The 16,459-nt window shown below is 72.1% G+C and carries 20 protein-coding genes; 12 read left to right on the plus strand and 8 right to left on the minus strand.

The window, feature by feature from the left end; all coding sequences use genetic code 11:
• Positions 1–48: 48 nt before the first annotated feature.
• Genes VFZ92_RS25560 through VFZ92_RS25570 form a run of 3 tightly spaced genes read left to right on the plus strand, consistent with a single transcriptional unit; the run spans position 49 to position 2,412 of the window.
• A complete protein-coding gene (locus tag VFZ92_RS25560) occupies positions 49–819 on the plus strand; it encodes a pirin family protein (protein WP_330878568.1) in 771 nt (256 codons plus the stop codon).
• A gap of 14 nt (positions 820–833) precedes the next feature.
• Positions 834–1,796: a magnesium transporter CorA family protein gene (locus VFZ92_RS25565; RefSeq protein ID WP_330878569.1), complete on the plus strand. Its 963-nt coding sequence runs from the start codon at positions 834–836 to the stop codon at positions 1,794–1,796.
• Between the two features lie 19 nt (positions 1,797–1,815).
• Positions 1,816–2,412 carry an FMN reductase gene (locus VFZ92_RS25570; protein ID WP_330878570.1) on the plus strand — a complete coding sequence of 199 codons (597 nt, stop codon included), beginning with the start codon at positions 1,816–1,818 and terminating at the stop codon, positions 2,410–2,412.
• On the opposite strand, the gene VFZ92_RS25575 is transcribed toward VFZ92_RS25570, so the two are convergent.
• Positions 2,413–3,057 (minus strand): maleylpyruvate isomerase N-terminal domain-containing protein, encoded by a 645-nt coding sequence (locus VFZ92_RS25575; protein ID WP_330878571.1) that lies wholly within the window; start codon positions 3,055–3,057, stop codon positions 2,413–2,415.
• Positions 3,058–3,190: 133 nt separating this feature from the next.
• Between VFZ92_RS25575 and VFZ92_RS25580 the strand changes: the two genes are divergently transcribed.
• Positions 3,191–3,577, plus strand: a complete 387-nt coding sequence (locus VFZ92_RS25580) for a hypothetical protein (RefSeq protein WP_330878572.1) — start codon at positions 3,191–3,193, stop codon at positions 3,575–3,577.
• A 13-nt stretch (positions 3,578–3,590) separates the two neighbouring features.
• Here the strand turns inward: VFZ92_RS25580 and VFZ92_RS25585 are convergent, their stop codons facing one another.
• Genes VFZ92_RS25585 through VFZ92_RS25600 form a run of 4 tightly spaced genes read right to left on the minus strand, consistent with a single transcriptional unit; the run spans position 3,591 to position 6,971 of the window.
• Positions 3,591–4,193, minus strand: a complete 603-nt coding sequence (locus VFZ92_RS25585) for a response regulator transcription factor (RefSeq protein WP_330878573.1) — start codon at positions 4,191–4,193, stop codon at positions 3,591–3,593.
• Positions 4,190–5,269, minus strand: coding sequence for a sensor histidine kinase (locus tag VFZ92_RS25590; protein ID WP_330878574.1), 1,080 nt, complete (start codon positions 5,267–5,269; stop codon positions 4,190–4,192). Before VFZ92_RS25590 ends, VFZ92_RS25585 begins: the two co-directional genes overlap by 4 nt.
• A complete protein-coding gene (locus VFZ92_RS25595; RefSeq protein WP_330878575.1) occupies positions 5,266–6,039 on the minus strand; it encodes an ABC transporter permease in 774 nt (257 codons plus the stop codon). Before VFZ92_RS25595 ends, VFZ92_RS25590 begins: the two co-directional genes overlap by 4 nt.
• Positions 6,040–6,086: 47 nt before the next feature.
• Positions 6,087–6,971, minus strand: a complete 885-nt coding sequence (locus tag VFZ92_RS25600) for an ABC transporter ATP-binding protein (protein WP_330878576.1) — start codon at positions 6,969–6,971, stop codon at positions 6,087–6,089.
• Positions 6,972–7,406: 435 nt separating this feature from the next.
• Here VFZ92_RS25600 and VFZ92_RS25605 point away from each other — a divergent pair, with 435 nt between their 5' ends.
• Complete coding sequence (locus tag VFZ92_RS25605; protein ID WP_330878577.1) at positions 7,407–7,748, plus strand: DUF742 domain-containing protein; 342 nt, start codon at positions 7,407–7,409, stop codon at positions 7,746–7,748.
• A 19-nt stretch (positions 7,749–7,767) separates the two neighbouring features.
• Here the strand turns inward: VFZ92_RS25605 and VFZ92_RS25610 are convergent, their stop codons facing one another.
• Together VFZ92_RS25610 and VFZ92_RS25615 are read right to left on the minus strand one after the other, a co-directional pair.
• A complete protein-coding gene (locus VFZ92_RS25610) occupies positions 7,768–8,508 on the minus strand; it encodes a zf-HC2 domain-containing protein (RefSeq protein WP_330878578.1) in 741 nt (246 codons plus the stop codon).
• A gap of 4 nt (positions 8,509–8,512) precedes the next feature.
• Entirely contained in the window at positions 8,513–9,076 is a 564-nt protein-coding gene (locus tag VFZ92_RS25615) for a sigma-70 family RNA polymerase sigma factor (protein ID WP_106191637.1), read from the minus strand.
• 178 nt (positions 9,077–9,254) lie between these two features.
• Here VFZ92_RS25615 and VFZ92_RS25620 point away from each other — a divergent pair, with 178 nt between their 5' ends.
• The 7 genes from VFZ92_RS25620 (at position 9,255) to VFZ92_RS25650 (ending at position 15,563) form a co-directional block, all read left to right on the plus strand.
• Entirely contained in the window at positions 9,255–9,923 is a 669-nt protein-coding gene (locus VFZ92_RS25620; RefSeq protein WP_330878579.1) for a hypothetical protein, read from the plus strand.
• A 13-nt stretch (positions 9,924–9,936) separates the two neighbouring features.
• Positions 9,937–10,692, plus strand: a complete 756-nt coding sequence (locus VFZ92_RS25625; RefSeq protein WP_330878580.1) for a DUF4142 domain-containing protein — start codon at positions 9,937–9,939, stop codon at positions 10,690–10,692.
• Between the two features lie 272 nt (positions 10,693–10,964).
• Positions 10,965–11,741, plus strand: coding sequence for a ferredoxin (locus VFZ92_RS25630; RefSeq protein WP_330878582.1), 777 nt, complete (start codon positions 10,965–10,967; stop codon positions 11,739–11,741).
• Positions 11,738–13,297 (plus strand): FAD-dependent oxidoreductase, encoded by a 1,560-nt coding sequence (locus VFZ92_RS25635; RefSeq protein ID WP_330878583.1) that lies wholly within the window; start codon positions 11,738–11,740, stop codon positions 13,295–13,297. Before VFZ92_RS25630 ends, VFZ92_RS25635 begins: the two co-directional genes overlap by 4 nt.
• Before the next feature lie 277 nt (positions 13,298–13,574).
• Positions 13,575–14,813 (plus strand): glycosyltransferase, encoded by a 1,239-nt coding sequence (locus VFZ92_RS25640; protein ID WP_330878584.1) that lies wholly within the window; start codon positions 13,575–13,577, stop codon positions 14,811–14,813.
• Positions 14,814–14,896: 83 nt separating this feature from the next.
• On the plus strand, positions 14,897–15,073 hold the full coding sequence (locus VFZ92_RS25645) for a hypothetical protein (RefSeq protein WP_330878585.1): 177 nt from the start codon (positions 14,897–14,899) through the stop codon (positions 15,071–15,073).
• 10 nt (positions 15,074–15,083) lie between these two features.
• Positions 15,084–15,563: a YkvA family protein gene (locus tag VFZ92_RS25650; protein WP_330878586.1), complete on the plus strand. Its 480-nt coding sequence runs from the start codon at positions 15,084–15,086 to the stop codon at positions 15,561–15,563.
• Here VFZ92_RS25650 and VFZ92_RS25655 read toward each other — a convergent pair.
• Entirely contained in the window at positions 15,560–16,456 is an 897-nt protein-coding gene (locus VFZ92_RS25655) for a helix-turn-helix transcriptional regulator (RefSeq protein ID WP_330878587.1), read from the minus strand. The two genes, VFZ92_RS25650 and VFZ92_RS25655, sit on opposite strands and share 4 nt — an antisense overlap.
• Positions 16,457–16,459: the final 3 nt, after the last annotated feature.

Genomic DNA, 16,459 nt, shown 5'->3' on the forward strand with positions numbered 1-16,459 from the left:
ATGAGATACGGCCGGAACAAGACCTCTCCCTGAGCGGTTGAGCCCCCCATGAGCACCCTGCAGCCGCCACCGCCGTCCCTCGACGTACGACGTGCGGCGGACCGGTTCACGACGAGCGCGGGATGGCTCGACTCCAAGCACTCGTTCTCGTTCGGGCGGCACTACGACCCGAGCAACACCGGCCACGGCCTGCTGCTGGTGAACAACGACGACGTCGTGACGCCGGGCTCCGGGTTCGAGACGCACCCGCACAAGGACATGGAGATCGTGACCTGGGTGCTGCGGGGGTCGCTCGTGCACCAGGACTCGACCGGGCACTCCGGGATCATCTACCCCGGCCTGGCCCAGCGGATGAGCGCGGGCAGCGGGATCATGCACTCGGAGAAGAACGACTCGTGGCGGCTCGAAGGGGCCACCCACCAGGAGCCGGTGCGCTTCGTGCAGATGTGGGTCGTGCCGGACGAGAACCGGATCACGCCGGGCTACGAGCAGTTGGAGATCGACGCCGAACTGCTCGGCGGCGGACTGGTGCCGGTCGCGTCCGGAATGGACGCCCACGACGGGGCGTCGGCGATCCGGATCAAGAACAGGTACGCCGCGCTGCACGCCGCCCGGCTCCAGCCGGGCCGGTCGGTCGAACTGCCCGACGCGCCGTACCTGCACCTGTTCGTGGCGCGCGGAGCGGTGACGCTGGAGGGCGCAGGCCCACTGGCCGAGGGCGACGCGGTCCGGTTCACCGCGACGGGCGGCCAGCGCGTCACGGCGACCGAGGACGCCGAGGTGCTGGTGTGGGAGATGCACGCCACCCTGGCGAGCTGACTAGCCTTCGCGGCATGGTGAGGACGCGGCTGTACCGCCTGGGTGTGCTCGTGGCGTCGGACTTCCCGCTGGACGAGGTGTCGGACCACGTCGGGGACCCGGACTCGGTGGTGTGGGTGGACTTCCACCGCCCCACCGAGTCGGACCTGGCGACGGTCGCGGGCGAGCTGGACCTGCACGCCCTCGCCGTCGAGGACGCGCTGACCAAGCACGAGCGGCCCAAGTTCGACCAGTACGACGGCCACGCGTTCCTGACGGTGAAGGCCGTCCGGTCCGACGGCGAGGAGCGGCTCGCGCTGACGGAGGTGTCCGCGTTCATCACCGAGCGGGCGCTGATCACGGTGCGGGACGAGTTCGACGTCGACGACGTGGTGCGGCGCTGGGACGAACCGGGCGGTGTCGAGGCGGTCGGCGTCGGCTACCTGCTGCACGGGCTGCTGGACGTGGTCGTGGACGGCCACCTCGCCGCGGCGCAGCGGTTGGACGACGAGGTCGAGGCCCTGGAGGACGCGCTGTTCGAGGAGCGGCCGGACCACGGGGCGGTGCAGCACCGGACCCTGGGACTGCGCAAGGACCTCGTCGCGCTGCGGCGGGCCGAGCTGCCGATGTCCGACGTGGTGGGCAGGCTGCTGCGCGCCGACGGACCGCTGGTCACCGACGAGCTGCGGCCGTACTTCCAGGACGTCCACGACCACGTCCTGCGGGTGGCGGACTGGACGGAGTCGCTGCGGGAGATGACGGCGACGCTGCGCGAGACCCAGCTGACCGCGCAGGGCAACGTGATGAACATGATCATGAAGAAGGTGACGAGCTGGGCGGCGATCATCGCCGTCCCGACCGCCATCACCGGCTTCTACGGGCAGAACCTGCCCTATCCGGGCTTCGAGCGGGCGTCGGGCTTCTGGGTGTCCACAGTGTCCATACTGGTGCTGTCCGGGGTGCTGTACCTGACGTTCAAGAAGCGCGACTGGTTGTGAGTCCACAGTGGAGGAATTGATGAAGACGCTGGAGCTGGCCGTGGTGTCGGCCGGGCTGAGCACCCCGTCGTCGACGCGGCTGCTGGCGGACCGGCTGACCGGGGCCGCCCGCGCGCACCTGCCCGGCGCGCGGGTGCACGTGGTCGAGCTGCGCGACGTCGCGACCGACATCGCCCACCACCTCACCAACGGCTTCGCGAGCCCGAAGCTCCAGGCCGAGCTGGACGCGGTCACCGGCGCCGACGGCGTGATCGCCGTGACCCCGATCTTCACCGCGTCCTACAGCGGCCTGTTCAAGTCGTTCTTCGACGTGGTCGACACCACCGCCCTGGTGGGCAAGCCCGTGCTGATCGGCGCGACGGGCGGCTCGGCGCGGCACTCGCTCGCGCTGGAGTTCGCCCTGCGCCCGCTGTTCGCCTACCTGCGCGCCACCGTGGCGCCCACGGCCGTGTTCGCCGCTCCCGAGGACTGGGGCTCGGGCGACCTCGCGCGGCGCGTCGACCGGGCCGCGGGTGAGCTGGCCGCGCTGGTGGCGGGACGGCCCGCACCGTCCACACCGGACGAACCGGCCGTCGTCCCCTTCGAGGAGCAGCTCGCCGCGCTGCGCGAGCGCTAGTCAGCCCAGGACGAACGGGAGCCCGGCCGCCAGGTCGCCGAGCTCGGCGCGCTCGGCCGCGGTCGGCTCGCGCCGCCCGGTGCCGATCCGCAGCACGTCGGCGTCGGGGAGCGACGCGGGGAACGCGCTCCCGGCGATCTCCTCCAGCACCTCCCGCGAGCGTGCCAGCCCTTCGGCGGGCGGCGGGTCGACGTCCGGCAGGTCGAGGTGGTGCAGCGTCCACTCCACGACGTACGCGGACAGGAAGTCCCGCACCGTGAGGACCTGGTCGCGGGTGCCGACTCGCGAGTCCGGGTCGGCGAGCCGCGCGGCCCGGCCCGCGGCGGAGCCGACGTCGTCGAGGTGGAACTTGAGCAGCCACGGCTCGCCGTACGCGGCGGCCAGCCGGGTGGTCAGCGCGTCGAGCGGGTCGTCACCCGTCGGCGGCACCCCGGAGACCTCCCAGTAGGTCACCGCGTTCCGCGTCGGCTCGGCGTCGGTGGGCGTCGCGAGGGTGATCAGGACGTCCTGCGCGTCGATCACCAGGTGGCACACCAGGTCCCGCACGAGCCAGCCCGCGCAGCCGGACGGCCGGTTGAAGGCCTCGTCCGGCAGGTCGGCCACGGCCGCGAGCAACGCCGTCCACGATCGCGAGAACTCCTCCACGGCCCGCAAACTAGCAGTGCGCGCCGATCGGTGGAACAACGCGGACGCCGGAACGCGGGTGGGGCGTCCCACCCGCACCTGACCAGCCGGCGGAGTCCGCAACCCGGCCTCGTCGACGAGGACCGAACCGGTCATGACCCGCATCGCGAGAACATCGCTGATCACGGCCTCCGCCCTGCTGCCGGCGGCCTGCTCGGGCGGCCGGGGCACGACCGGCTCAGCCGCCACGGCCCCGCGGGCCGGGTCCACCGCCGCGAGCCCGACCGCCGCGGGTTCCGCCGCGGGGACGTCGGGCGCCGACGTGTGCGGCTACCTGCGCGGCCGGACCCCGGCGTTGCGGGGGACCGGCTCCGAGGTGGGCGCCACGGCGAACCTGACCACGAACCTCCACTCGTGGTACGAGGAGCGGGGCGCCGCCCCCGGCGGCGCGGTGATCGACCGGCAGCTCGCGCAGGAGTGCCCCGACGTCGCCACCCGGGTGCACGAGCTGGCGGGCACCACGGGCTTCGCCACGCCGTAGCGGGCGGCGGCCGTCAGAGCCAGCCCCGTTCGCGGGCGATCGAGGCGGCCTCGGACCTGTTGCGCGCGTTGAGCTTCGCCATCGCCGTGGACAGGTAGTTGCGCACGGTTCCCTCGGCGAGGTGCAGGCGGCGCGCGATCTCCGCGTTGGACGCGCCGTCCACGACCTCGCGCAGCAGCTCGCGCTCGCGGTCGGTCAGCGGGTCCGCCGAGTCCCACGCCGCCACGGCCAGTTCCGGCGACACCACCCGCTCCCCCGCGTGCACCCTGCGCAGCGCGGCGGCGAGCTCGGCGATCGGCGCGTCCTTCAGCACGTACCCGAGCACGCCCGCCTCCAGCGCCCGCCGGAGGTACCCGCCGCGGGCGAACGTGGTCACGATCAGCACCCGCGTCGGGTCCCCCCTGCGGTGCAGCTCGGCCGCCACGTCCAACCCGGACCGGCCGGGCATCTCGATGTCGGTCAGCAGCACGTCGGGCCGGTGCTCCGCGACGGCCGCGAGCGCCGCGTCCCCGTCGGAGACCCCGGCGACGACCTCGACGTCCGGCTGGAGGTCCAGCAGCGCGGCGAACGCCCCGAGGACCATGCCCTGGTCCTCGGCGAGCACGACCCGGATCACGTGGCCACCCGCAGCGGCACGGCGATCGTCACGGTCGTGCCCTCGGTGCCGGTGCGGTGCACCCGGCCGCCCAGCGCGGCGATCCGCTCCCGCATCCCCGACAGCCCGTTGCCGTCGACGTCCTGACCGCCCACGCCGTCGTCGGCCACCACGACCCGCAGCTCGCCGTCGACGGCGTGGATGCCGACGTGGCACTCGCGGGCGCCCGCGTGCCGGGCGACGTTGGTGATCGCCTCCCGCACGGCCAGCGCCAGCTGGTGCTCGGTGGAGCCCACCAGCTCCAGGTCCGGGTCGCGCGTCACGCGCAGCTCGACCCCGGCGCTCGCGAGCGCCCCTCGTGCGGCGTCCAACTCGGCCTCCAGGCTGGCCTGCCGCCAGCCGCTCACGGTGGCCCGCACCTCGGCCAGGGCGTCGCGGGCGGTGCGCTCGATCTCCAGCACCTCCGCGCGGGCCCTGACCGGGTCGAGGTCCACCAGTTCCTTCACCAGCTGGGCGCGCATCACCACGGCGGTCAGCGAGTGCCCGAGCAGGTCGTGCAGGTCCCGCGCGATCCGCTCGCGCTCGGAGACCGTGGCCAGGTGCTCGATGCGGGCGTTGGCCATGCGCAGCTCGGTGTGGTCCCGCGACCGGGCCGCCTCGGCGATCTGCACCAGCCCGATCACCCAGATGAAGATCACCGGCGGGATGACGTTCCACAGCAGGTACGGCATCGGCACCGGGGAGATCGTGGCGGAGAACAGCGTCAGCGCGGTGAGGAAGCCCATCCACCGCAGCGCCGTCCGCCGCGTCTCCGTCAGCCCCGCGCACGCCGCCGCGTAGACGAACAGGATCGCCGCGCCCGCGTTGAACAGGATCGTGGCCGCACCGAGCGCGGTCGCGGGCACCGTCAGCCACCAGCGGGCCTGCCACGGGCGCAGCAGCGACATCGCGTACATCGGCAGGAAGCCGCCGATGATGACGCCCACCAGCACCCAGTCGCCCACGCCCGCGTCCGGGTCGAACGCGGGCTGGAACGCGGGCAGCACGAGGTAGACCAGGTGCACCCAGGTCCACACGCGCAGTCGTGAAGTCGTCATGGTCGAGCGAAACGATAGGACAGCGCGGCCAGCGCGCCGGTGACGGCCGTCGTGCCGAGCAGCACGAGGGCGTGCGGGAGCACCTCGCCGGGGCCGATCTGGGCCAGCGCGAGCCGGGCCAGGTGGTACGGCGGCAGGAACGGGGCCACGTGGCCGAGGAACGCGGGCAGGAACTCCAGGGGCATCCACAGCCCGGAGACGACGGCCGACGGCATCAGGATCGCGTTGAGGATCGCCGCGGCGGCGTTGGTGCTCGCCTGGAACCCGATCGCGAGCCCGAGCAGGGCGAACGGGAACGCCCCCAGCACGAGCACCACGCACAGCCGGACGAGCTGCCAGGGCGTCACCACCAGCGATCCGGTGGCCGCGGCGGCACCGGCCATGGCGACCAGCACGCCGACCGCGTACGGGAAGGACGCCACGACCTTGGCCGCGAGCGTCACCCCCAGCGGCACCGCGGAGACCTGCTTGGCCCGCAGCCAGCCGCGCTCCCGGTCCTTGGCCACGCCCATGCCGGGGTTCATCAGCGTCACCGCCAGCACGCCGAAGGTGCCGAACGTCGCGAGCATGCCGCCGTTCTGCCTGCCGAACACGGACACGAAGAGCACGAAGAACCCGACCGGCATGACGATCGAGAAGAACAGCGCCGCGGGCTCGCGGACGACACCCCTCAGGTCGTCCGCGAGCTCCACGGCGAAGACGCGGGGCAGGGACACGCGACGGGGTCCCCCGACGGGCACGGGCGGGGACGGGACGGTGGTGGTGGTCATGGCGCGGCTCCTGGGAGAACGGGGGTCGGGGACGGACCGGTCGGTCTTCACGCGGCGGACGCGAGGCTCAGCACGGCCTCCTCCAGGCCGGCGTGCTCGACCCGGAGGTCGGCCAGCGCCGGGTCCTCGGCGAGCAGCACGCGGAGGGCGTCCTCGGGCGCACGGGTCCGCAACCGCACCCGGTCGCCCTCGCGGCTCATCGACAGCACCCCCGGCAGCGCCAGCAGCCGGGCGTCGTCCAACGCCGTGGTGGCGATGACGGTCCGGTCGGGCAGCAGACCGATCAGTTCGTCCGGCGTCCCCGACGCCACGACCCGGCCCCGGTCCACCACGACGACCCGGTCGGCCACCGCGGCGGACTCCTCGATCAGGTGGGTGGTCACGAGCACGCCCACGCCACGGGCCCTCCGGTCGGCGACGGTCGCCCAGAACGCCCGCCGCGCGGCCACGTCGAGCCCCACCGTCGGCTCGTCCATCACCAGCAGCGCGGGCGCCCCGACGAGCGCCATCGCGAGCTGCAACCGCTGCCGCTGACCGCCGGACAGCTTCACGGCCCGCCGCCCGGCCAGCTCCACGAGCCCCAGTTCGGCCAGGACCGGCCCCGCGGCGGACCGGGGCACCCCGGCCCTGACCGCCGCTCCCACGACCAGTTCCCGCACCTTCGCCGTCGTCGGGAACCCCAGCGACTGCTGCACCACCCCGAGCGAGCGCCGGGTGGCCGCCACCCTCGGGTCGCCCCCGGCCAGGGACACGGTCCCGCCCTGGCGGGCCAGCAGCCCGATCACCAGGTTGACCAGCGTGGTCTTCCCCGCCCCGTTGGGCCCGAGCAGCGCGACGCACTCCCCCGCGTCGACCGCCAGGTCCACCCCGTCCAGCGCGACCGTCCCGCCGTAGCGGTGGCGCGCCCCCTGAACCTCCAGCACCGGTGTCATGCGCAGAGCCTGGCCGGACGCCTCCGCGGGCAGTAGTGCACGCGCGTCACCGAACCCGGATGACAAATGTCAACTCAAGATCGACAGTGGTCCAAGCACCAGGACACGGCTCTGCATCGTAAAAGGCCGAGGTCGTGCGAAGTCGGGAATCGAAGTGGTACGAAGGAGGGGTGCGGTGCTAATTCCACCCGGCATCCCGATCACCATCGGTGAATTGAACTCCGAAGTAGCAATAAATAAAACTTGCTTGATCCTTAACGGCACTTTAAATGCCCACTCCGGGGCCCGCGGGACCGCTCACGATCCGTAGTTCCGCCATCTGGAGCGGTCCGAGGACCAAGAACCCCGAGACAGCTCGTTGCTGAGTCGTTACAGTGCTATGGCCTCAGCGATCCTGGAGGCCGCCGACACCCGTCGACCGCTGCGGAGCTACTGATGAACGACTTCCGGGTCCGTCCCTACGCCCTCACGGGTGGTCGTACCCGCTCGGCCATCACGCTGGACATCGAGACCATCGTGACCACGAACGAGCAGGTCTCCCCCGACCCCCTGACCGGCACCGCCGAGCACAGGAGCATCTCCACGCTGTGCCGCGACCCGCACTCCGTCGCGGAGGTCTCAGCCCGTCTGAGGCTGCCGCTGGGGGTCGTCCGGGTCCTGCTGGCCGACATGTCCGACCTGAGCCTGATCACCGTCCACCACAACGACCAGGTGCAGGACAACCGGCCGTCGACGGCGCTGATGGAGCGGGTGCTGGTCGGTCTGCGGAACCTCTGAACTGCGGGAAGCCGCAGTCCTAGGTGGGGATGTGGAGCAGCGTCGCTCCACCGGCGTCGCGGACGACGAAGGCGCTGATCTCGTTCCAGCGCATGCCGACCCCCGCGTTGAGCTCGACGGCGGGCTTGTCGCCGTTGAGCGCGGGGGCTCCCACCAGCCACGACGTGACGGGCATCGTCCCGCCGTCGCGCGTGAGGGCCACCAGGTCGCACCGGCCGGGGCCCTTGGCGCCCGCGACCTCGAACTCGATGGACGTGCCCCACGCCTCGGGACGCGCGTGGATCTTCGCGGTCAGCCCGGTCTTGGGGTCGGAGCGGCTGAGCTCCTGGAACACGTCGGTCTCGTTGTTCGCCACGTTCGACTGCTTCGGCGCGCTACCGGTGTTCGGGCTGGTCTGGGCCACCGTGGAGGCGGTTCCCGAGGTGAGCTTGACGGTGGCGGCGGCGGTGCCACCCATCAGCAGCACGGCCACGGCGGCCGCGGCGAGCGCGTAGTTGCGCCGCTTGCGACCGCGGTCGATCGACACCGAGTCCAACATCGCGCGAACCGAGCGACCGTCCGGGCGTTCACCCGCGGTCCCCCGAAGGAGTCCTGCCTGGTCAGCCTCGTCCAAGAGGTCCGGCAGCACAGCGAAGTCCTTCAGGTCCAGCGCGCACTTCCGACACTGGGCGAGGTGGTTCTCGAAGGCGTCTACCTCGTCCTCGTCGAGGACACCGAGGACATACGCCGCCACGTCGATGTGGTCCGGCAGCGCTGTCACCTGGTCAGCCCCGATCCTGCAGTGCCCGCCGAAGGGCGCGAAGTGCGTAGTAAACCCTGGACTTCACCGTACCCGCGGGCACGCCGAGCACCTCGGCGGCCTCGCCGACGGTCCGGTCGCGCAGGTACGTCTCGAGGATAGCCTCCCGGTGCTCCTCGGTCAGTCCGCTCATCGCCTCGGCGACCACGATCGCGGACAGCGTGCGGTCCGCCTCGTCGCGCACCGGTGCTTCGTCCGAGGGCGTCAACTGGGACTCCTGGGGTCGCACGCTGCGCTTCCGCCGGTCGTCGATGACCAGCCGTCGCGCCACCGTGAACAGCCACGATCGGAGCAGCACGGGGTCGCGTTCGAGCTTCTCCGCGTTGCGCCAGGCCCGCACGAGGGTTTCCTGAACGATGTCCTCTGCCCATTGCCGGTCGTGACCGGTCAACCGCATGGCGTGTCCCAGCAGGGGACTGCCGAATTCTTGGTAGAGCCGCCGGATCAGTTCGTCTTCCAGACTTCCGTCCGGTTGCCACATCTGATCGCGCTCAGTTTGCGTACGTCTGTGCCGCGCCACGTCACGCATCTTGGCTTGAGTTCGCCTTCTAGTCGAGAGTTTTGACGGAAGAAAAGTTTTCTAATCGTTTGTGAACCTTCATCCGAGGCGGACCGTACTCCTCTGTATCCGCTCCTTCGGGTTGGGGTGACACATGTCGCCACTGCTCCGAATGGCGGATCCTGACAGGAGAGAAAGGTTCTACGTGATGCTGAGCAAACGCACAGGGCGGGTTCTGGTCCTCATCCCCGCCGCCGCAGCAGCCCTCGTAGCGACCTCGGCCTGTGGCGCGGTCACAGCGGCCCCTCCCACCCAGGCCGCCGTCGAGGCGGGCTACGCGCAGGCGGGCAACGGCACCGGCACCGGCAACATCGCGGCGGCTCCCCCGACCGCCGCTCCCCCGGACGCCGAGACGCCCGCCGCGGACGTCCCCGCCGTCGAGCCCACCAACGACTCGGCGAACCGGATGCTGTCGGCCTTCGCGTCCGCGCAGCTGGGCACCGTGGTCGTCAACGCCCACGGCTTCGCGGTCTACCGGTTCGACAAGGACACGACGAAGCCGTCGAAGTCGAACTGCGAGGGCGAGTGCGCGAAGACGTGGCCGCCCGTGCTCGCGACCAACCGCACGATGGTGTCGGAGCTGGACGCGGCCCTGGTGGGCCAGGTCGCCCGCGCCGACGGCAAGCTCCAGGTGACGTTCGCGGGCTCGCCGCTCTACACCTACACCGGCGACCGCGCGCCCGGCCGCACCAGCGGCCAGGGCAAGGGCGGCACCTGGTGGGCCGTCACGCCCACCGGTGCGAAGGCCGCGGGCACGGCGGGCACCGGCACACCGCCCTCCAGCGCGCCCGCCTCCGGCCCCGGCACCGAGAACTGAGGAGCGCGAACCCGTGACGGTCACCCGCTTCCTCGGCGTCCTCGGCGCGCTGCTGTTCGCGTTCGCGGTCGGCACGACCGGCTCCGCGACCGCGCAGGGCGAACCGGACCAGCGCACCCCGCTCGGCACGATCACCGCGGCGGACAAGGACTTGCTCATCAAGGTGAAGCAGGCCAGTCTGTGGGAGGGTCCGGTGGGCGAGGAAGCCCAGACCCGTTCGCAGAACCAGCGGGTCCGCGAGGTCGGGCTCCAGCTGGCGGCCGACCACCGCAAGCTCGACGAGCGCCTGGCCGCACTGGCCGGGCAGATGGGCGTCGCGCTGCCCGCGACGGTCAACCCGACCCAGCAGGGCTGGATCGACGAGCTGCGCGGCCTGAACGGCAAGGCCTTCGACACCGCGTTCGCGAACCGGCTGCGGGCCGCGCACGGCCAGGGCTTCGCCGAGGTGGCCGAGGTCCGGATGGGCACCCGCAACCAGGCGATCCGCGACTTCGCCCAGGCCACCAACGACATCGTCGCCAAGCACATGACGATGTTGGAGAGCACCGGTCTGGTGACCCAGGCCGGGATGTCCGACCCCGTCCCGGCGGGCGGGATGCCCGGCATGGCGGGGGATCCGGCTCTGGCGTCGGCGCGGACGGGGCTGCTGGGCGGCCTGTCCTCCGGCGGCGGCCCCGACCTGCTGATGATCGGGTTGATCGTCCTGGTCGGAGTGATCGTCACGGTCACGCTGCTGCGCCTGGTGAAGCCCGAGCACCCGGCGGACTGACCGGTCCACGTCGTCGGGGTCACGACCCCGGCTCTCCCTCTACCGAGGAGGAGGTGGTACTAGAAGCACCAACGACTTCCATCGCGGAACTGTTTCCACCCGCCCGTCCGTCCTGGCGTGAACACTCCTGCACGCCAGGCCGGGCGGGTCCCCCCACCACGATCAACCAGCACCACCCGAGGTCTTCTCCTCCTCGCCGTTCTCGGAGGTTTTCCGTGTTCAACCAGGTCCCGCTCCTGCTCGCTCAGGCAAGCGCCGACCAAGACGCCGGGGTGAAGAGCGTTGCTCAGCTCTCGGCACGTCTTGCCTACGCGACCATGTGCGCGACCCTCGCCTGGGGCGTGCTCATCGCCACCGGCTGGGCGCACAAGATCACCGGCACCCAGGGGCTCCGCAACACCCACATGGTGCTCGCGACCCTGGCGCTGGCGTTCGGCAGCCTCCACGCGATCTGCTTCACGCTGTTGAAGACCGTCGACTTCGGACTGCTCAAGGTCCTCGTCCCGTTCGCCAACGGCGGCCTGGTGCGGCACGCGCTCGGCATCGTCGGGCTCGAACTGATGATGGCCATCGCCTTCACGGTGGGGTTGAGGAAGAAGGCCCTGTACCGCAAGTGGTTGCGGTTCCACCAGATGGCCTACGTGGCCGTCACCCTCACCGTCGTCCACTCGTGGTTCGGGGCCATCGCCAACGGCAACCTGGCGATCCTGTGGCTCGCGGGACTGACGATCCTCATCCCGACCGCTACGATCGCCATCGCGCGCTTCCTGCCGCCCGATGTCCTGATGCGACTGGGGATGATGGAGCCCGAGCCCGGCTTCGAACCCGAGCCGACGGGCGGCGGAAACGCCATGGATGTCAGCGTCGACAACCACCGGTGCCACAGGTACGGCGTGTGCCAGGCCGAGGCGCCGGAAGTGTTCCAACTCATCGAGGACAACAGGCTGACCTACGAGCGCAGGCCTTCGCCCGAGCTGTACGCGAAGGTCCGCACGGCGGCCAGGTCCTGCCCCATGCGGGCGATCGAACTGCGGGAGCGTGTGCGGTGAAGGCGGAAGAACGGGTGGTCATCGTCGGCGGTGGCCTAGCTGGGCTCCGGGCCGGAGAACGCCTGCGGGAGCTGGGTTTCAACGGCGAGCTGATGATCCTGTCGGCGGAGCGGCACAAGCCGTACCACAGACCCGCACTGTCGAAGGAGGTCATCACCGGCGAGCTGAACCCGCGCGAGCTGGGCTTCAAGATCAGCGACGAGATGGACGCGACCTGGCGGCTGGGCGTGCCCGCCGAGTCCCTGGACACCAGCAGGCGCGTCGTCGGCCTCCCCGGCGGCGAGGAGGTCCGCTACGACGGCCTGATCATCGCGACCGGCGTGGAGTCGCGGCACATGCCCGGCGCCCCGCGCCAGGACGAGCGCGTCCACGTGCTGCGGACCGTCGACGACGCCATCGCGATCCGCAACTCCATCGCCTCGACCCAGGGCCTCGTCGTCGTCATCGGCGGCGGCCTGATCGGCTGCGAGATCGCGGCCTCCGTGCGCGGCATGGGCCGCGACGTGGCCATCATCAACCGGAGCGACACGCTGCTGGGCGGCGCGACCGGCAAGGTGATCGGCGACTACATCACCGACACGCACCGCGCCAAGGGCACGCGCCTGGCGATGGGCGTGAAGATCCTGCACTGGATGCGCCAGGCCAACGGCATCGCGATCCACCTGTCCGACGGCCAGGTGCTCTTCGCCGCCGTCGTGGTGCTCGCGGTCGGCTCGGTGCCCTCGATCTCGTGGCTGCGCGGTTCCGGCCTGGTGCTGGAGGACGGCGTCATGTGCGAGACGAGCTGCCACGTGGTCGGCGGCACGGACGTGGTGGCCTGCGGTGACGTCGCCCGCTGGCCGAACCTGCGCTTCGGCGGCGTGCAGCGCCGCGTCGAGCACTGGCTGAACGCGGTGGAGATGGGCCGGGCGGCCGCGGAGAACCTGCTGGTGGGCCGGGAGAGCTCCCGCCCGTACACGCCGGTGCCGCGCTTCTGGACCGAGCAGTACGGCATGCGCATCCAGGGCGCGGGTCTGGCGTCGCTGGCGACGGACACGACGACGTTGTCGCAGCCGACCGGCGACCACCGCACGATCACCGGCTTCATCAAGGACGGCAAGCTCGTCGCGATGGTCGCGCTCGACTCCCCCGGCGCCCTGATCCGCCTGTCGCCCCAGCTCTTCCAGCAGAACACCGTCACCCGGCCCGACCGCCAGGAGACGCTCACGCAGCACCTCCAGCGGCGCGAGCAGCCCCAGCCGGTGGCCGAGCAGCCGCGCCAGGAGGTGCCGAGGCCCGCGCCGCAGCCCGTCGTGCAGGAGCCGCCGAGGCGCGAGCCCCCGCCGCGGTACGAGCCGCAGCCGGAGCCCCAGTACCCGCAGTACGCCGCCCCGGCGGCGGAGTACCACCCGGAGCTGGAGGACCAGGAGCAGGAGCGGGAGCTGGAGGCCGCGATGGCCGAGGCGTTCCTGCCGAGGCGCACGCAGGCCCCGCGCTCCCGGTCCGGCGGGCAGCCGAGGCTGCTGGTCCGCTCCGGCGGCGGAGGCGGTCGCAGCAGCGCCCGTCCACCCCGCTAGCACCACCGCCCGCCCGCTGCCCCGTGCCCCCGGTTCGTCCAGGGGCACGGGGCAGCGGTGTGTCCGGACCGGGCTGCGGCCGATGTGGACCGTGCCGCCCCCTGCGCGGCTCCGAGCCGCGCGGCCCACGATGATGGTGGACGGCGGAGGGACGCCGGACCACGCCGGTGCGGACACTGTTCACCCGCACGACCAACCGGGGTAATGAGGGGTCCTCAGCATTCCGGGGAACACTTGGCGCCGAACAGGCGAACGACCGCGGGGAGTTGTGGTGTTGATGCGGACGAACAGGACCGGGGCAGTCACCGTCGTGGGGATTCCCGCGCGCGACGAGGCGGCCACCGTCGCCGCGGTCGCCCGAGCCGCCGACGCGGGCCTGCGGGCGGCGTTCCCCGACGGCCGCAACGTCGTGGTGCTGGCCGACAACGGCAGCACGGACGGCACGGCCGAGCGCTTCGAGGCGACCGAGCTGGCCGTCGAGAAGGTCGTCGTCCGGTCCGGCGGGATCGGCACCGGCAAGGGCACCAACGTGTTCGAGATCCTCGACCAGGGCGCGCTGCACGGCGCCGACCGGGTGCTGCTGCTCGACGCCGACGTCCGGTCGACCGAACCGGAGTGGATCGACCGGCTGGCGTGCGCCGTGGACGGACCGGAGCCGACGATCGCCGTGCCCGCGTACCGGCGCAACCGGTTCGAGGCCAACACCACCAACCACCTCGCCAGCCCGCTGCTGGCCGCCGTGTACGGCGTGCACGTGCAGCAGCCCATCGGCGGCGAGTTCGCGTTCAACCGCGCGTTCGTCGAGCGCGCCAGGACGTGGGCGCGGCCCGCCAGCTCCTACCTGTACGGCATCGACGTGTGGCTGACGGCGAACGCGCTGCGGGAGGGCCTGCGCGTGGTCGAGGTCCCGCTGGGGCGCAAGCTGCACAACTCGCCGTTCCCGAAGATCCTGCGGCTGCCCCAGCAGGTGCTGGACTCGCTGTTCCACGTCCTGCGGCACACCGACGGCGTCCGTCCGCCCGAGCGGCGCGACCCGGTCGCCCGCGCGGCCGTCGACAGCGCGTCCGTGCGCCCCGATCCGGTCGTGGTGGCGCACGTGACCCACCAGGTCGGGCGGTACCTGGGCGACCACTGGGCCGGCGTGCGCGACCTGTTCCCGGCCGCGCGGGACCTCGGGGCCGCGCCGTGGGGGCTGCGGGTCGGCACGGACGAGTGGCCGCTGCTGCTGGCCGACGCCGTCGTCGGGGTCGCGGCGGGCGACCTGGAGTCCACCCGCGACCACCTGGTGGCGCTGTACGTGAACCGCGTGCTGACGTTCTGGGACGAGATCGAGGGCCTGGACGGGCCCGGGATCGACGCGCTGCTCGACCGGCAGGCCGCGGCGACGGTCGAGGCGGTGGGGGCGAGGGCCGTCGTGTTCGACCGAACGGCCGTGCCCCCGGTGTTCCACGAGAACCACTGGGTGGGGTACAACGAGGAGTCCGGGCGGCCCCTGGGGTGGAGCGTCCCGGCCTGACGTAACGGACCGGCGCGCGGAAGCGCTCAACAGGCATGAGCCAACGCGGCGGCCTGCCGAGCAGCGGGCGATCGAGGTGGCCCGTGGCCCTGCTGCTGCTGGCCGCGGTGTTCCTGGCGCTGGCCGTCTGGAACGGTGTGCTGGCCGTGGGCGACTCGGCTCTCTGGCGCAGCGTCACGGCGGCGGCGTGCGGACTGTGCGCCGTCGCCCTGGTGGTGATCGCCGTCAACGATCGGCGGAGGTGGCCCGGCGACCGATAAGGTCGACGGCATGGTCTTCTTCGGCGCCCTGCTGGCCCTGCTGGGCTTGGCGACGCTCGCGTTCCGCGACGCCGACGTCCTCGGCGTGCCCCCGCTCGGACTCGGGCTCGGGCTGCTCGTGATCGGCGCGGTCTCGATCGGGCTCGGCTTCCTCCGGCGCGCGCGAGCACGCCGCAGGCGCGTCGCGCGCGGCGAACCGGAGCCGATCGGCACCGTGTTCGACCGCGCGCGAGCCCTGCCCCGGCTGTTGAGGGCGGCGCGCAAGGACGGCTACCAGGGTCTGCCGAAGGGCCGCATGGCCCTCTGGGGCTTCGCGCTGGTGTACCTGGTCTCCCCGATCGACGTGATCCCGGAGCTGCTGCCGATCATCGGGGTGACCGACGACGCGGGTGTCGCCGTGTGGCTGCTCACCAGCGTGTCGGCCGCGACCGGGGTGTACCTGCGGTGGGAGAAGGACCGCAAGGGGCGGGCGGGGCTGCCGCCGAGCTAGTCGGCTCCCCGCTGTGCCCGCCGTCCGTAGACGGTGGCCCACTGGGAGAACACCCGGCGTGACCGCTCGACGTCGAGCGCCAGTTCGTCGAGGCACGCGCTCTTGTGCCGGAAGCGCTCGACGGCCCCCTCCTCCTCCGCGAAGACGGCCGACACGTCGTTCTCGGTGTAGACCACGGGAGCCAGCCCCCGGCCGAACGTCATCAGGTTGTAGGAGTGCCCGAGCGCCCAGTGCCCGCCCGCCGCCAGCGGGACGACCCTCGGGTGCAGGCGCTTCCACCCGCACATGAACACCAGCCGCATCATCTGGTCGTGCATGACCCGGTCGCCGCCGACGACCGACCGCAGCGCGGTCTCGTGGATGTAGCACGTCGTCTCGGGCGAGCGCTCGCCCGTGAGGACCGCCTGGCGCTCCACGCGGATCCGCACGACCGCGTCCAGTTCGGCGTCCGACAGGGCACCGGACGTGGCCACGACCGCGCGGGCGTACGCCTCGGTCTGGAGCAGACCGGGGACCACCATCGGGTCGTACCCCTGCATGGTCAGCGCGGCCCGCTCGTGGATCGTCACGCACGTCAGGCGATCCGGGACCCGGTCCTCCAACGGCCGGGCGAACAGCCCGACGTCCTGTTCGGAGGCGATGCGCCGGACCCGGTCCCTGGTCCGCCGGTCAGCGCCCAGCCTCCCCAGCAGCGTGCCGTAGTCCCAGGGGTCGGCGCCGCGCCACCCGTTCTCCAGCTTGGAGAGCTTGCCCAGCGACCACCCCAGTTCCTCGGCGACCGCGGTGGCCGTCAGGTTGGCGCGCTTGCGGGCCAGGTGGAGTTCCCAGCCCAGTTCCCTGCTGCGCGCGGTGGTCGGCCGGGCGTGGCGCTCGGCGTCGAGAGGTGCGTCCATGGC

The sequence above is a fragment of the Umezawaea sp. genome, assembly GCF_036375055.1.
Taxonomy (GTDB): domain Bacteria; phylum Actinomycetota; class Actinomycetes; order Mycobacteriales; family Pseudonocardiaceae; genus Umezawaea.

What these genes read in the sequence shown, in the direction of transcription:
- VFZ92_RS25570 (WP_330878570.1), top strand. Translation starts at nt 1,816, where the DNA reads ATGAAGACGCTGGAGCTGGCCGTGGTGTCGGCCGGGCTGAGCACCCCG.
- VFZ92_RS25600 (WP_330878576.1), bottom strand. Translation starts at nt 6,971, where the DNA reads ATGACACCGGTGCTGGAGGTTCAGGGGGCGCGCCACCGCTACGGCGGG.
- VFZ92_RS25655 (WP_330878587.1), bottom strand. Translation starts at nt 16,456, where the DNA reads ATGGACGCACCTCTCGACGCCGAGCGCCACGCCCGGCCGACCACCGCG.
- VFZ92_RS25580 (WP_330878572.1), top strand. Translation starts at nt 3,191, where the DNA reads ATGACCCGCATCGCGAGAACATCGCTGATCACGGCCTCCGCCCTGCTG.
- VFZ92_RS25565 (WP_330878569.1), top strand. Translation starts at nt 834, where the DNA reads ATGGTGAGGACGCGGCTGTACCGCCTGGGTGTGCTCGTGGCGTCGGAC.
- VFZ92_RS25590 (WP_330878574.1), bottom strand. Translation starts at nt 5,269, where the DNA reads ATGACGACTTCACGACTGCGCGTGTGGACCTGGGTGCACCTGGTCTAC.
- VFZ92_RS25620 (WP_330878579.1), top strand. Translation starts at nt 9,255, where the DNA reads ATGCTGAGCAAACGCACAGGGCGGGTTCTGGTCCTCATCCCCGCCGCC.
- VFZ92_RS25615 (WP_106191637.1), bottom strand. Translation starts at nt 9,076, where the DNA reads ATGCGTGACGTGGCGCGGCACAGACGTACGCAAACTGAGCGCGATCAG.
- VFZ92_RS25595 (WP_330878575.1), bottom strand. Translation starts at nt 6,039, where the DNA reads ATGACCACCACCACCGTCCCGTCCCCGCCCGTGCCCGTCGGGGGACCC.
- VFZ92_RS25605 (WP_330878577.1), top strand. Translation starts at nt 7,407, where the DNA reads ATGAACGACTTCCGGGTCCGTCCCTACGCCCTCACGGGTGGTCGTACC.
- VFZ92_RS25650 (WP_330878586.1), top strand. Translation starts at nt 15,084, where the DNA reads ATGGTCTTCTTCGGCGCCCTGCTGGCCCTGCTGGGCTTGGCGACGCTC.
- VFZ92_RS25640 (WP_330878584.1), top strand. Translation starts at nt 13,575, where the DNA reads ATGCGGACGAACAGGACCGGGGCAGTCACCGTCGTGGGGATTCCCGCG.
- VFZ92_RS25560 (WP_330878568.1), top strand. Translation starts at nt 49, where the DNA reads ATGAGCACCCTGCAGCCGCCACCGCCGTCCCTCGACGTACGACGTGCG.